Source organism: Cellulomonas gilvus ATCC 13127 (assembly GCF_000218545.1).
GTDB lineage: Bacteria > Actinomycetota > Actinomycetes > Actinomycetales > Cellulomonadaceae > Cellulomonas > Cellulomonas gilvus.
This window is the reverse complement of record NC_015671.1, coordinates 3,054,233-3,067,761: the sequence shown is the minus strand read 5'-3', so window position 1 is coordinate 3,067,761 and position 13,529 is coordinate 3,054,233. Positions and strand designations below refer to the sequence as shown.

The window sequence follows — 13,529 nt, the reverse complement described above, 5'->3', positions numbered from 1 at the left end:
GGGAGGCCGGCGGGTAACCTCGGGTGCCGTGACCGACGACGCCCTCGCCGCAGCCCCGCGCGACCAGCTGCTCCAGCTCATCCGTGACCTCGCCGTGGTGCACGGCAAGGTCACGCTCTCGAGCGGCCGCGAGGCCGACTACTACGTGGACCTGCGCCGCGTCACGCTGCACCACCGCGCCGCACCGCTGATCGGCCACCTCATGCTGGACCTGCTCGAGGAGGTCGGGCTCGGCACCGCGGAGGTCGACGCCGTGGGTGGCCTGACGCTGGGTGCGGACCCGGTGGCCACGTCGGTGCTGCACGCGGCCGCGAGCCGCGGCCAGGACGTCGACGCGTTCGTCGTCCGCAAGGAGGGCAAGGCGCACGGCCTGCAGCGCCGCATCGAGGGCCCGGACGTCGGGGGCCGTCGCGTCGTCGTCCTCGAGGACACCTCGACCACGGGCGGCTCGGCGATCACCGCGATCGAGGCCGCGCGTGAGGCGGGTGCGGAGGTCGTCGGCGTCGCGGTCATCGTCGACCGCAGCACCGGAGCGCGCGAGAAGATCGAGGCGCTCGGCGTGCCGTACCACTTCCTGTTCGGCCTCGAGGACCTCGGCCTGGCCTGAGCGGCCCGCGCGTCACGCGACCGCGAGCAGCACGGCCGCGGTCACGACGACGGTCGCGGCCACCTCCCCGAGGCCGATCGCCTTCGCCGACGGCCACGGCCGGCGTCGCGGCACGACGACGGCGCGCACCAGCAGACCGGCGGCGACGACGGCGAGCGCGACCGTGCCTGCTTGTGGCGCCGCGACGGTGACGACGAGCGCGGCCACCAGCACCGCGGCGTGGTAGCCGATCGACACCGCCAGGACCCGGCGGTCGCCCCGCTCGCGCAGCAGCGTCTTGACGTACGGCACGGTGCCCAGGAAGTAGCCGGCGAGCGCGGCGGTCGCCGCCCACGCCGCGGGGTCGCCCGCGCCGGGCGGGACCCAGGTGTCGAGCACGGGACCGCGCGCGTGCGGCGTGCCGTGCGTGCCGAGCCCCGCGGCGACCACCGTCATGAGCATCGCGGCGCCGACCGTCACGGCGTCGTTCAGCCAGGACCGGTCCGCGCGCCGGTGCGCGCACAGCAGACTGACCGCCAGGAGGCCCCCGAACACGGGGGCCCACCGCAGGAGCGCGGGCGCCTGGGCCACCAGCACCAGACCCGGCCAGAGCGCGCTCAGCCCGTACGCGCGCACCGGTGGCCACCAGCGAGGTCGTCGCGAGGCCTTGAGCCACAGCGCGCACGCCTGGAACGCGAGGTAGGCCAGCAGCCACACCCCGAGCAGCAGCCCGTGCCGCCACGTCACGCCGCTCACCACCGCACCGACCACCACGGGCACGACGAGCATCGCCCACGCGCCGTGCTCGCGCGGCACCCAGCCGGGCCCCGGCCGGCGACGGCGGGTGGCGCCGGAGGCGGTCGTACGGGCGGGGGAGCCGGAGGCGGTCACCCCGCGAGGATCGCCGCGCGAGGCGACGCGCGACCCGGGACGAAGGTCCCGGTCAGTGGATGCGGTCCACCAGGTCGGCCACCGAGTCGAGGATCTCGCCCGGGCGGAACGGGAAGCGCTCGACCTCCTCGCGCCGGGTGGAGCCGGTGAGCACCAGGAACGTCCGCAGCCCCGCCTCGATGCCCGCGACCACGTCGGTGTCCATGCGGTCGCCCACCATCGCGGTGTGCTCGGAGTGCGCGTCGATCCGGTTGAGCGCGGACCGGATCATCATGGGGTTGGGCTTGCCGACGAAGTACGGCTGGCGCCCGGTCGCGGTCTGGATCATCGCCGCCACCGCACCGGTCGCGGGCAGGTCCCCGTCCACCGACGGGCCGGTGACGTCGGGGTTCGTCGCGATGAAGCGGGCGCCGCCCTGGATGAGCCGCACGGCCCGCGTGAGCGCCTCGAACGAGTACGTCCGCGTCTCGCCGAGCACCACGAAGTCGGGGTCGGTCTCGGTGAGCGTGTAGCCGACCTCGTCGAGCGCGGTCGTCAGCCCGGCCTCGCCGATGACGTAGGCGGACCCGTGCGGCATCTGGTCGGCGAGGAACTGCGCGGTCGCGAGCGCGGACGTCCAGATCGCGCCCGAGGGCAGGTCGATGCCCGCCGACGCGAGCCGCGCGCGCAGGTCCGACGGCGTGAAGATCGAGTTGTTCGTCAGCACCAGGAACGGGCGTCCGGCGTCACGCAGCGCGCGGACGAACTGCGCCGCACCGGGCACCGCGATGCCCTCGTGCACCAGCACGCCGTCCATGTCGGTCAGCCACGCGCGGATCTCCCGCGTCACTCGAAGGCCTTCCGCTCGACGGCGGCGCGCTCCTCCGGCTCGTCGTACCGCGGGTCGCGCGGCTCCTCGTCGGACTCGCCGCGGCGGCGGCGCAGCCAGCCCTTGCCGAGCTCGACGCCGATCGGGATCACCGAGATCAGCACGACGCCCACGAGCAGCAGCTCGATGTTGTCCTTGACGAACGTGATGTTGCCCAGCGCGAAGCCCAGCAGCGTCACGCCGACCGCCCACAGGAGCGCACCGATCGCGTTGAACGTGACGAAGTGCCGGTAGCGCATGTTCCCCACGCCGGCCGCGACGGGGGCGTACGTGCGCACGATCGGCACGAACCGCGCGACGATGATCGTGCGGCCGCCGTAGCGGTCGAAGTAGGCGTACGTCTGGTCGACGTAGCGCTTCTTGAAGAACCGCGAGTCGGGCTTGTTGAAGATCCGGGGCCCCGCCTTGCGGCCGATGAGGAAGCCCGTCTGGTCGCCCAGGAACGCGGCGGCGAACAGGATGACGCACAGCCACGCGATGTTGATGTCGAGCGTGCCCTGCGCGACCAGCGCCCCCGCGGTGAACAGCAGCGAGTCGCCGGGCAGGATGGGGAACAGCAGGCCGGTCTCGATGAAGATGACGACCGCGATGCCCAGCAGCGCGGCTGTGCCGAACGACGCGATCAGGTGGTCGGGGTCCAGGAAGTCCGGCCCGAGCGCGGGCATCGAGGCGGCCGCCAGCGCGGTCGTCGTGAGCATGGGCGCCAGCCTACGGGGCCGACCGTGGGGCGCCTGTGACCTCGCTGTGCGTGACCTGTGCACGCGCAGGCGGACACCGCCGTCGCTACGGTGGGGGCCGTGGAGGAGTCCGAGGTCGGGGTCCCTCCGTGGCCAGGGGGTCCGGAGGCATGGCCCGACGACCCGCGCTACGACCCCGAGCTGCTCGCGCACGGCGACCGCCGCAACGTCGCGGACCGGTACCGGTACTGGTCGCTCGAGGCGGTCGTCGCCGACCTCGACACGCGCCGGCACGGGTTCCACGTCGCGATCGAGAACTGGCAGCACGACCTCAACATCGGGTCCGTGGTGCGCACCGCCAACGCGTTCCTGGCGTGCGAGGTGCACATCGTCGGGCGCCGCCGCTGGAACCGTCGTGGCGCGATGGTCACCGACCGCTACCAGCACGTGCGGCACCACCCGGACGTCGCCGACCTGATCGCGTGGGCGAACTCCGAGGACCTGCCGGTGCTCGGCGTGGACAACCTGCCGGGCTCGGTGCCGCTCGAGGGATACGCGCTGCCGCGCGCGTGCGTGCTGCTGTTCGGGCAGGAGTCCGTGGGCCTGTCCGACGAGGCGCGCGCCGCGGCCGTCGACGTGCTGCACATCGCGCAGTTCGGCTCCACCCGGTCCATCAACGCGGGTGCCGCGGCCGCGATCGCGATGCACGCGTGGATCACGCAGCACGCAGCCCTGGAGCCGGTCCCATGGGAAGGACGTCCCGGACGCGAATTCCCCGGGTAGTGGCAAACTCAGGACCGACACCACCCCCATCCAGCCACAGGAGTTGTGAGCGCATGGCCATCGCCACCCCCGAGGTGTACGCCGAGATGATCGACCGCGCCAAGGCAGGCAAGTTCGCCTACCCGGCCGTCAACATCACGTCGTCGCAGACCGTCACCGCCGCCATCCAGGGCTTCGCGGAGGCCGAGTCGGACGGCATCATCCAGGTGTCCGTCGGCGGCGCGGAGTACGCGTCCGGCTCGACGATCAAGAACCGCGTCGCCGGTTCGCTCGCGCTGGCCGCGTACGCGACCGAGGTCGCGAAGCACTACGGCGTGACCATCGCGCTGCACACCGACCACTGCGTCAAGAAGAACCTGGACTCCTGGGTCAAGCCGCTCCTGGCGCTCGAGGCCGAGCAGGTCAAGCGGGGCGAGAACCCCACGTTCCAGTCGCACATGTTCGACGGCTCGGACATCCCGCTCGACGAGAACCTCGTCGTCGCCGCCGAGCTGCTCGAGCTCTCGCAGGCCGCGCGCACCATCCTCGAGATCGAGGTCGGCGTCGTCGGTGGCGAGGAGGACGGCCACGAGGCCGAGATCAACGAGAAGCTCTACACCACCGCCGAGGACGGCCTGGCCACCGTGCGTGCGCTCGGCACGGGCGAGAAGGGCCGCTACCTGACGGCCCTCACGTTCGGCAACGTGCACGGCGTGTACAAGCCGGGTGCGGTCAAGCTGCGCCCCGCGATCCTCGCGGACATCCAGAAGGCCGTCGGCGCCGAGGTCGGCAAGGACTCGCCGTTCGACCTGGTCTTCCACGGTGGGTCCGGCTCGACGGCCGAGGAGATCGCCGAGGCGGTCGACAACGGCGTCATCAAGATGAACATCGACACCGACACGCAGTACGCGTTCACGCGCCCCGTGGTCGGCCACATGTTCAGCAACTACGACGGCGTGCTGAAGATCGACGGCGAGGTGGGCAACAAGAAGGCCTACGACCCGCGCGCCTGGGGCAAGCTGGCCGAGGCCGGCATGGCCGCCCGCATCGTCGAGGCGTGCCAGCAGCTGCGTTCGGCCGGCCAGAAGATCGGCTGATAGAGGCACTCGCGCCTGATGTGACGAGCGCGCGGTCCCCGTCGGGGGCCGCGCGCTCGTGCGTTCCGGTGTGCTGGCGTCAGGCGACGCCGCCCGGCTCGGGTGCCACGGGCTGGAACGCGCGCTCGTCGGACTCCTCGACGACGTCCAGCAGCTCGCCGATGCGCGTGACCTCCAGCAGGAACCGCACGGTGGGCGGCACGCGCAGGAGCCGGACGCGGTGCTGCGAACGGATCGACAGCCGGGCGAGGAACGCGACGCCCGACGAGTCCATGAACGTGACGTGGTGCGCGTCCACCTCGATCGGCAGGCCCATGCTCTCGGCCTCCGCCGTGGCCTCCTGCAGCTCGGGCCCGAGGTCCGCGTCGACCTCGCCCGACAGGACGATCCGGGTGGCGTCCGCGCCGACGATCACCGCGACAGCGCCGGGCTCGCCCTCGCCGGGCAGCACCTCACGGGTGGGCTGAACAGGCTGGTCGCCGGTGGGGCTGTTACCGTCGCGCACGATGCTCCTTCCAGGAGTTGGCGCTGCTGGAGTCGGTGGTGCGCCTGCTCGGCACGCTAGACGATCGGAGGTGGTGGTGGTCAACACCCCGGGCGCGTCGAATGCGCCCGTGCCGCCGACCGACGCCCTCGTCGGACGTGCCGAACCCGCCGCCGAGCCGCCGCCCGACCTGCTGCTCGCCGCGCTGCGCGAGGTCGCCGTCCCGCTGGCGCTGCTCGACGACCACGGCACGCTGGTGTGGGCGAACCGGGAGTTCGAGGCGTCCACGGGCTACGACGCCGCGGAGGCACGCGCGCACCAGCGCGAGCTGCTGCCCGAACGGTTCCGGCGCCACCACGAGACCGCCGCGGCGCGCGCGGCGATGCAGGCGGACCGCGCCACGTCGGTGACGCTCACGCTGCGCCGCGCGGACGACAGCCTGTTCGAGTGCCGGCTCCACGTCTCGCCCGTGCGCGGGTCGGACGGTGTGCGGCACTGGGTCGCCGCGTTCCAGGACCTGACCGAGCAGATCTCGCACGACGCCGAGCAGGCGGCCCTGGTCGAGGCCGAGCGGCGCGAACGTCGCAGCCTCGGCATCATCGCGCAGGTCTCCGACCTGCTCATGGACGTCACCGACCGGTCCACGCCGCTGCACGAGATCGCGGGCCTGCTGCACCGCACGGTCGTCGGGTGGGCCGCGTTCTACGTCAACGACGGCGGGTTGCGGCCCGCGGACGCCGTGAGCGACCACCGGCCGCCCTCGGGCCGCGGCAACCGGCACGGCGAGGCCCGGCGCCCCGACGGCGGCGACGAGACGCGGGACACGTCCGACGAGGTGCAGGCGCTGCTGGACGGCGAGAAGGACCGCCCGGTGGACCTCGACCTCGAGGGCTCCTACGTGCGCGGGTCCGCGTCGCACTGGCTCGCCGAGCAGGCACGCCGCGAGCTCGGCACGCGTGCGGTCGACGGGCCCGTCGTCGTGTTCCCCGTCCCCGGGCGCCGGCGCGTGATCGGGGTGCTCGTCGTGGACGGCCGGCACGGGGGAGGCCTGGCCGGGCTCGAGCCGTCGACCCGCACCGTGGTCGAGCTCACGGCACGCCGGGTCGGCCTCACGCTGGACAACGCGCGTCTGTACGACCGCGAGCACCGGCTGGCCGAGACGCTCCAGCGCGCGATGCTCCCGCAGCAGGCGGAGGTCGACGGCCTCGACGTGTGGACGTACTACGCCCCCAACTCCGAGAACGTTCAGGTGGGCGGCGACTGGTACGACGTGCTGCAGATCGAGCCCGACGTCGTCGGCGTCGTCATCGGCGACGTGGTGGGGCACGACGTCGAGGCGGCGGCCGCCATGGGTCAGCTGCGCTCCGTGGTGCGGTCCTACGCGTACGACGTCACGACGCCCGGCCCGGTGCTCGAGCGCGTCGACCAGCTGGTCGCGGGCATGCGCATCCCGCGGTCGGCCGGGCTGGTGCTGTCGACGCTGCGGCGCGGCGCGGACGGGTGGGTGCTCGAGTACTCGCGTGCGGGGCACCTGCCCGCGCTGCACTCCCGCGCGGGCCGCGTCGAGCAGCTCACCGGCGCGGGCGGGCCGCTGATCGGGTTCGGCGGTGGCACGCGGGAGACCGCGACGCTCGTGCTCGCGCCCGGTGACGTGCTCGTGTACTACACGGACGGGCTCATCGAGCGCCGCGACCGGGACCTGCGCGAGGGCCTCGCGGCGCTCGAGGCCGTGGTGCAGGCGGTCACGGCGCGCGACTCCGCCGGCATCGGCGAGGAGCTGTTGTCGCGGCTCGCGGACCACCCCGAGGACGACGTCGCGGTCGTGGTCGTGCGCGTGCCCGACCCCGCGGACGCCGCCGAGCGCAGCCGCAGCCCACGTCGTCGGCGCTGGTCGCTGCCCAGCGAGCCCGCGTCGGTGGGGCGCGCGCGGCACGCGGTGGCCCGCACGTGCCACGCGTGGGAGATGCCCGACGCGTCGAACGCCGAGCTCGTGGTGTCCGAGCTCGTCGCGAATGCGGTGCTGCACGGGTACGGCCACGTCTCGCTGCAGCTGTACGACACGGGCGACGGGCTGCGCATCGAGGTCGAGGACGGCAACCCCGCGCCGCCCGTGAGCACCGACGGCCACCCCGGGCGCGTCGGCGGGTTCGGCATGCAGATCGTCGAGCGGCTCGCCGACTGGGGCTGGCGGCAGTCGAGCCGCGGCAAGGTCGTGTGGGCGAAGGTGCGCCCGGGCGCGCTGCCGGCGTCCGCCCGCTGACCGCGGGCGACGTGCCTACCGGCCGAGTCTCCGCGGGCTCAGGTGGTGGCGGGTGCCGTGAAGTCGGTCACCGGGACCGCGTCGTCGCACGAGTGGTCCTGGTCGATCCGGAACAGCTCGAGCGCGCCGCAGATCTCCAGCACGAACAGGTCCCGCGGGTCGGCGCCGCGCAGCACGGCGGCACCGCCGCGCTTGCGCGCCGAGTCGGCCAGCGCGATGAGGAACGCGGCGCCGGTGGAGTCCATGAACGTCACCTTGCACATGTCGATCACGACGAGCTGGCGCCGCAGGCCGACCACGCGCGCGGCGACCTCGGGGAACTGGTCCCGCTCGGCGAGGTCGAGGTCGCCGGAGATCACGAGCGTGGTGCTCGTCGGCGATGTGGAGATCTCGATCATGTCCGCTCCTCGTGCCGGCACCGGGAGGCACGGCGCGGTCGACTGTAGTTCGGCTCCCGTGGTCGCGCATCCGCAGACGCACCCGACCCGGACACGTGTCCGGTTCCTCCGGACCTCCCCGGTGCGCCGACTGCACCCGCCGCACGCGCCGGGCACACTGGGCGCATGAGCCACGAGAACCTGCTGGGCGGCCCCGCGCCGACGCTGCTCCCCGACGACGCGGCCGACGCGGAGGCGCGTGCGGCGCTGGCCGACGGCTCGTCGGTGCGGGACGCCGCGCGTGTGGCGCCCGCGGCGTCGCTGGTGTGGGCGCTGCTCGCCGAGGAGGCGCTGCGGGACACGGGCGACCCCGTGGCCGCGTACGCCTACGCGCGGACCGGCTACCACCGCGGGCTCGACGCGCTGCGGCGCGCGGGCTGGCGCGGGCAGGGTCCGGTGCCCGCCGCGCACGTGCCGAACCAGGGCTTCCTGCGTGCGCTGCTCGCGCTCGCGGAGGCGGCCGAGGCGATCGGGGAGGACCCGGAGGCGGAGCGCTGCCTGCAGCTCCTGGCCGACTCGGGCACGTCGGCCGAGGAGGTCGCCGCGCTCCGGTGAGCCGCGCGGCGCGGTCGTGCGCGCTGGACCGGCCATGACCGTTCCTTGACCCTCGGGTACCCTCTCGGAGGTACCGGGTCCTGCCGGCCGGTGCCTGCTCGGCCGCCGCGCGGCCGGGACGCCTCGTCAGGCAGGCGTGGGAGTGGTGATCAGATGCCCGCCGTGGTGGTGCTCGGAGTCCAGTGGGGCGACGAGGGCAAGGGCAAGGCGACCGACCAGCTCGGTTCGCGCATCGACTACGTCGTGAAGTTCAACGGCGGCAACAACGCCGGCCACACGGTCGTCGTCGGTGGCGAGAAGTACGCGCTGCACCTGCTGCCCTCCGGGATCCTGTCGCCCGGCGTCGTACCTGTCATCGGCAACGGCGTCGTGATCGACATCGAGGTCCTGTTCCGGGAGATCGACGCGCTCGAGGGGCGCGGCGTGGACACCTCGCGCCTGCTCGTCTCGTCGGCCGCGCACGTGATCGCGCCCTACAACCGCACGCTCGACAAGGTCACCGAGCGCTTCCTCGGCAAGCGCCGGATCGGCACCACCGGCCGCGGGATCGGCCCCGCGTACGCGGACAAGATCAACCGCGTCGGCATCCGCGTGCAGGACCTGTTCGACGAGAACATCCTGCGGCAGAAGGTCGAGGGTGCGCTCGACCAGAAGAACCACCTGCTGGTGAAGGTCTACAACCGCCGTGCGATCACGGTCGACGAGACGCTCGAGGACCTGCTGCGCTTCGCCGAGCGGCTGCGCCCGTTCGTCGCGGACACGCCGCTCGAGCTCAACCGCGCGCTCGACGCGGGCAAGACGCTCGTCTTCGAGGCGGGTCAGGCGACCATGCTCGACGTCGACCACGGCACGTACCCGTTCGTCACGTCGTCGTCGGCCACCGCGGGCGGCGCCTGCACGGGTTCGGGCGTGGGCCCCACGCGCATCGACCGCGTGGTCGGCGTCGCCAAGGCCTACACGACGCGCGTGGGCGAGGGTCCGTTCCCCACCGAGCTGCTCGACGACGACGGCGAGTGGCTGAGGCAGACGGGTGGTGAGTTCGGCACGACGACCGGCCGACCGCGCCGCACGGGCTGGTACGACTCGGTGGTCTCGCGGTACGCGTCGCGCGTCAACGGGCTGACGGACATCGTCCTGACCAAGCTCGACGTGCTCACCGGCCGGGACCGCATCCCCGTGTGCGTGGCGTACGACGTCGACGGGCAGCGGTTCGAGGAGATGCCGTTCGACCAGAGCGACTTCCACCACGCGAAGCCCGTGTACGAGTACCTGGACGGCTGGACGCAGGACATCACGGACGCGCGGGACTTCGACGACCTGCCCGCGGCCGCGCAGCGCTACCTGCTGCGGCTCGAGGAGATCTCCGGCACGCGGATCAGCGCGATCGGCGTGGGCCCGGGCCGTGAGGCGACGATCATCCGGCACGACCTGCTCGACTGAGCCCGCACGCCGCGGCCCGCCCGCGCACCCTCGTCGCGACGGGTGCGCAGGCGGGCCGTCTCCTCCGGCAGGTCACGCGAGCTCGGCGGTGCCGTCAGGCTCGGCGGCCGCGACGGTCGCGCGGCTCACGGTGAGCAGGGGGTAGGCCGCGGCGGCCGCCGCGACCACGGTCGAGCCGACGAGCACGGCGGCGATCCCGGCGTGCTCCGCGACCACGCCGCCGAGCAGCGCGCCCACAGGCATGAGCCCGAACGCGATGGTGCGTCCCGCGCCCGACGTGCGGCCCAGCAGCGCGCGCGGCACGATCCGCTGCCGCAGCGACTGCGAGATCGTGTTGCCGATCGTGTTGGTGAACCCGATGAGGAGCACCGCCGCGCCGAGCGCGGGCACGGTGGGCCAGAGCACGGGGACCAGGAGCAGCGGCACGGCCGCGAACCAGCACGCGTACATCACACCCAGCTCGGGCAGGCGCGCGACCAGCCGCTCCGTGACCAGCGAGCCGGCGACGGCCCCCACGGCGAGCACCGCGGTGACGAGCGGGAAGTGGGCGGGCTGCATCTCCATGCGCGAGCCCGGACCCACCACCCACAGCACGAACACCGCGAAGTACGCCGTGCTCGCCATGTTCATGAGCCCTCCGCCGATGACGAACGGCCGCAGCACGGGGTGGTGCACCACGTACCGGATCCCCTCGCGCACGTCCGCGACGGCGGCGGTCTTCTCGGTGCGTCCCGCGCGGTAGCGCCCGGGTACGCCGCGCAGGAGCACGAGGACGGCGACGACGGCCATCGCCGCGGGGACGCCGAACACCCAGCCGGTGCCCAGCGCGAGCATGACGCCGGCGAGCGGGCTGCCGACGAACGTGTTGGTCACCTGCTGCACCGCGAGGACGCGGCCGTTGGCCGCCTGCAACCTGCTGCGCGGGACCAGGTCGGGCACCAGCGAGGTCTGGGCGAGGTCCGCGAACACCTCGGTCACGCCGTAGGCGAGCACGAGCAGGACGAGCGAGGGCATGGTCAGCGCGTCGGTGAGCGCGAGCCACGTGCCCGCGGCGAGCAGCACCGCGCGTGCGATCAGCGCGACCACCTGGGTGGTCCGACGGTCGGTGCGGTCGACGACGACCCCGCCCACCAGCCCGAGCACGAGCCAGGGCAGCCACGTCGCGGCCGCGAGCAGCGCGATCTGGCCGGGGGAGCGGGTGAGGGTCAGCGCCACGAGCGGGGCCCCCATCTGCACGATGCCGTCACCGAGGTTCGCGAGCCCGGTGGTGGCCAGCAGCGCGTGGAACCGCCGACCGAGCGCGGCCTGCTCCGGGGCTCCTGCGACCGGCGTGTCCTGCTCGGCGCGTGCGGTGGTGGTCATGGCTGCTCCCGTTACGCTCGTCGAAGTGCAGAGAGTTCGATGCAGAGACTGTGGTGCATAGAAATCTCTGCAAAGGAACGAATGCAAAGGTATCTCTGCACATGGCTCGGCACAACCCCCCTGCCGTCGGCGTGCCCGACGAGCCCCCTGACGACGCCCCTGACGACGCATCCGGCGCGGCTCCTGCCGAGCAGACGTTCCCGCTCGACCGGCGCACGCTGACGCCCGAGGCGCTCAAGGCGTTCGCCCACCCGCTGCGGATCGCGATGTACCGGGACCTGTCGGCGCACGGGCGCGCGACCGCGAGCCAGATCGCCCGGCGGCTGGGGGAGAGCACGGGGCAGACGAGCTACCACCTGCGCCAGCTCGAGCGGCACGGCTTCATCGAGGACGACCCGGACGCCCCGACGGGCGGACGCGAGCGGTGGTGGCGGCCCGTGGGCTTCACGATGGAGCGACGTGACGTCACCGACCCCGCGTCGCGGCTCGCCGCAGGGATCGCGCTGCGCGCCGTGGTGCAGGAGCGCGCCGAGATGCTGCAGCGGTGGTTCGACTCGTTCGACTCGTTCGACGAGCTGGACCTGTGGAGCGAGTCGGCGATGCACGTCTCCTCGACCAGCGACCTCACGCCCGACGAGAGCCGCGCCCTGACCCAGGAGCTCGCCGCGGTGCTGGACCGGCACACCGAGGCCGCCAAGCAGCGCAAGCGTGCGGGCGAGACCGAGGGGCGACGACGCGTGCGGGCGTTCCTCGACGTGTTCCCGCTGCCGCTCGACGACTGAGCGTGGACCACACCGTGCCGCGCGGTGGTGCGCCGGTACGCTCGCGGCCGTGAAGATCCTCGTCGTCGGCACCGGCGCCCGTGAGCACGCGATCGTCCGGGCGCTTCGCCTGGACCCGTCCGTCACCGAGGTGCACGCCGCACCCGGGAACCCCGGCATCGGCGAGCTCGCCACGCTGCACGCGGTCGACCAGCTCGACGGCGCGGCGGTCGCCGGCCTGGCGCGGGAGCTCGGCGTCGAGCTCGTCGTCGTCGGCCCGGAGGCGCCGCTCGTCGCGGGTGTCGCGGACGCGGTGCGCGCGGTCGGCATCCCGGTGTTCGGGCCGTCCGGGCAGGCCGCGCGGCTCGAGGGCTCCAAGGCGTTCGCCAAGGACGTCATGGCCGAGGCAGGCGTCCCCACCGCCGCGCCCCGCCTGGTGACGTCGGAGGACCGGATCGACGACGCGCTCGACGCGTTCGGCGCGCCGTACGTCGTCAAGGAGGACGGCCTCGCGGCAGGCAAGGGCGTCGTCGTGACCGACGACCGTCCGACCGCGTACGAGCACGCGCGCGCCTGCCTCGCGAAGGAGGGCGGCGCGGTCGTCGTCGAGGAGTACCTCGACGGGCCCGAGGTCTCGCTGTTCGTGCTGAGCGACGGCACCGACGTGGTCCCGCTGGTCCCCGCGCAGGACTTCAAGCGCGCGCACGACGGCGACGCGGGTCCGAACACGGGCGGCATGGGTGCGTACTCACCGCTGCCCTGGGCGCCCGCGGACCTGGTCGAGGAGGTCCTGGAGACCGTCGCCCGGCCGACCGTCGCGGCGATGGCCCGACGCGGCACGCCGTTCGTCGGGGTCCTCTACTGCGGGCTCGCGCTCACGTCCCGCGGCGTGCGCGTCGTCGAGTTCAACGCACGCTTCGGCGACCCCGAGACGCAGGTCGTGCTCGCGCGACTGCGCACCCCGCTCGCCGGGGTGCTGCTCGCCGCTGCCACCGGGGGCCTGGGTGCGCTCGCGCCGCTCGAGTGGTCCGACGACGCCGCGGTCACCGTGGTGGTCGCGTCCGCCGGGTACCCCGTGGACACGCGGGTGGGCGACCCGATCGGGGGTCTGGCCGCCGCGGCTGCGGAGCCCGGCGTGCACGTCCTGCACGCCGGTACGGCCGACGACGGCGGCGTGCTGGTCAGCGCTGGTGGCCGTGTGCTGTCGGTCGTCGGGGTCGGGCCTGACCTGTCCGCGGCGCGCGCCGCCGCGTACGCGGGCGTCGGCCACGTCGCGCTGCCCGGGTCGCACCACCGCACCGACATCGCCCTGCGCGCGGCGCAGCACTAGGCCGGACGAGTCCTTCGCG

At 73.6% G+C, this 13,529-nt stretch carries 14 protein-coding genes; 8 read left to right on the top strand and 6 right to left on the bottom strand.

From position 1 onward, the window contains the following. The first annotated feature begins 28 nt into the window (after positions 1-28). Positions 29-607 carry an orotate phosphoribosyltransferase gene (gene pyrE / locus CELGI_RS13950; protein ID WP_013884779.1) on the top strand — a complete coding sequence of 193 codons (579 nt, stop codon included), beginning with the start codon at positions 29-31 and terminating at the stop codon, positions 605-607. A gap of 12 nt (positions 608-619) precedes the next feature. Here pyrE and CELGI_RS13945 read toward each other — a convergent pair whose 3' ends face one another. From CELGI_RS13945 to CELGI_RS13935, 3 genes are read right to left on the bottom strand one after another with little or no spacing between them, the layout of a single operon-like run. After that, entirely contained in the window at positions 620-1,477 is an 858-nt protein-coding gene (locus CELGI_RS13945; RefSeq protein WP_245528108.1) for a YwiC-like family protein, read from the bottom strand. Between the two features lie 52 nt (positions 1,478-1,529). Next, positions 1,530-2,306 (bottom strand): HAD-IIA family hydrolase, encoded by a 777-nt coding sequence (locus tag CELGI_RS13940; protein ID WP_013884777.1) that lies wholly within the window; start codon positions 2,304-2,306, stop codon positions 1,530-1,532. After that, complete coding sequence (locus CELGI_RS13935) at positions 2,303-3,043, bottom strand: VTT domain-containing protein (RefSeq protein WP_013884776.1); 741 nt, start codon at positions 3,041-3,043, stop codon at positions 2,303-2,305. The genes CELGI_RS13940 and CELGI_RS13935 overlap by 4 nt, the downstream gene beginning before the upstream one ends. A 99-nt stretch (positions 3,044-3,142) precedes the next feature. Between CELGI_RS13935 and CELGI_RS13930 the strand changes: the two genes are divergently transcribed. Both CELGI_RS13930 and fbaA read left to right on the top strand, forming a co-directional pair. After that, entirely contained in the window at positions 3,143-3,805 is a 663-nt protein-coding gene (locus CELGI_RS13930) for a TrmH family RNA methyltransferase (RefSeq protein WP_245528107.1), read from the top strand. A 53-nt stretch (positions 3,806-3,858) separates the two neighbouring features. Continuing rightward, on the top strand, positions 3,859-4,881 hold the full coding sequence (fbaA, locus tag CELGI_RS13925; RefSeq protein WP_013884774.1) for a class II fructose-bisphosphate aldolase: 1,023 nt from the start codon (positions 3,859-3,861) through the stop codon (positions 4,879-4,881). Positions 4,882-4,960: 79 nt separating this feature from the next. Here the strand turns inward: fbaA and CELGI_RS13920 are convergent, their stop codons facing one another. Further along, a complete protein-coding gene (locus CELGI_RS13920; protein ID WP_013884773.1) occupies positions 4,961-5,386 on the bottom strand; it encodes an STAS domain-containing protein in 426 nt (141 codons plus the stop codon). A gap of 76 nt (positions 5,387-5,462) precedes the next feature. Between CELGI_RS13920 and CELGI_RS13915 the strand changes: the two genes are divergently transcribed. Then, the gene (locus CELGI_RS13915; protein WP_013884772.1) at positions 5,463-7,625 is read left to right on the top strand and encodes an ATP-binding SpoIIE family protein phosphatase; all 2,163 of its coding nucleotides are present in this window, start codon (positions 5,463-5,465) and stop codon (positions 7,623-7,625) included. A gap of 38 nt (positions 7,626-7,663) precedes the next feature. Here CELGI_RS13915 and CELGI_RS13910 read toward each other — a convergent pair whose 3' ends face one another. After that, complete coding sequence (locus CELGI_RS13910; RefSeq protein WP_013884771.1) at positions 7,664-8,023, bottom strand: STAS domain-containing protein; 360 nt, start codon at positions 8,021-8,023, stop codon at positions 7,664-7,666. Positions 8,024-8,188: 165 nt separating this feature from the next. Between CELGI_RS13910 and CELGI_RS13905 the strand changes: the two genes are divergently transcribed. Further along, positions 8,189-8,617: a DUF3151 domain-containing protein gene (locus CELGI_RS13905; protein ID WP_013884770.1), complete on the top strand. Its 429-nt coding sequence runs from the start codon at positions 8,189-8,191 to the stop codon at positions 8,615-8,617. 153 nt (positions 8,618-8,770) lie between these two features. After that, positions 8,771-10,057: an adenylosuccinate synthase gene (locus CELGI_RS13900; RefSeq protein ID WP_013884769.1), complete on the top strand. Its 1,287-nt coding sequence runs from the start codon at positions 8,771-8,773 to the stop codon at positions 10,055-10,057. A gap of 72 nt (positions 10,058-10,129) precedes the next feature. Here the strand turns inward: CELGI_RS13900 and CELGI_RS13895 are convergent, their stop codons facing one another. Further along, positions 10,130-11,419, bottom strand: coding sequence for an MFS transporter (locus CELGI_RS13895; RefSeq protein ID WP_013884768.1), 1,290 nt, complete (start codon positions 11,417-11,419; stop codon positions 10,130-10,132). Between the two features lie 101 nt (positions 11,420-11,520). Between CELGI_RS13895 and CELGI_RS13890 the strand changes: the two genes are divergently transcribed. After that, positions 11,521-12,201 carry a helix-turn-helix domain-containing protein gene (locus CELGI_RS13890; RefSeq protein ID WP_013884767.1) on the top strand — a complete coding sequence of 227 codons (681 nt, stop codon included), beginning with the start codon at positions 11,521-11,523 and terminating at the stop codon, positions 12,199-12,201. 49 nt (positions 12,202-12,250) lie between these two features. Next, positions 12,251-13,510 (top strand): phosphoribosylamine--glycine ligase, encoded by a 1,260-nt coding sequence (gene purD / locus CELGI_RS13885; RefSeq protein WP_013884766.1) that lies wholly within the window; start codon positions 12,251-12,253, stop codon positions 13,508-13,510. Positions 13,511-13,529 lie beyond the last annotated feature (19 nt).

What these genes read in the sequence shown, in the direction of transcription:
- fbaA (WP_013884774.1), top strand. Translation starts at nt 3,859, where the DNA reads ATGGCCATCGCCACCCCCGAGGTGTACGCCGAGATGATCGACCGCGCC.
- CELGI_RS13910 (WP_013884771.1), bottom strand. Translation starts at nt 8,023, where the DNA reads ATGATCGAGATCTCCACATCGCCGACGAGCACCACGCTCGTGATCTCC.
- CELGI_RS13935 (WP_013884776.1), bottom strand. Translation starts at nt 3,043, where the DNA reads ATGCTCACGACGACCGCGCTGGCGGCCGCCTCGATGCCCGCGCTCGGG.
- CELGI_RS13890 (WP_013884767.1), top strand. Translation starts at nt 11,521, where the DNA reads ATGGCTCGGCACAACCCCCCTGCCGTCGGCGTGCCCGACGAGCCCCCT.
- CELGI_RS13900 (WP_013884769.1), top strand. Translation starts at nt 8,771, where the DNA reads ATGCCCGCCGTGGTGGTGCTCGGAGTCCAGTGGGGCGACGAGGGCAAG.
- CELGI_RS13905 (WP_013884770.1), top strand. Translation starts at nt 8,189, where the DNA reads ATGAGCCACGAGAACCTGCTGGGCGGCCCCGCGCCGACGCTGCTCCCC.
- CELGI_RS13895 (WP_013884768.1), bottom strand. Translation starts at nt 11,419, where the DNA reads ATGACCACCACCGCACGCGCCGAGCAGGACACGCCGGTCGCAGGAGCC.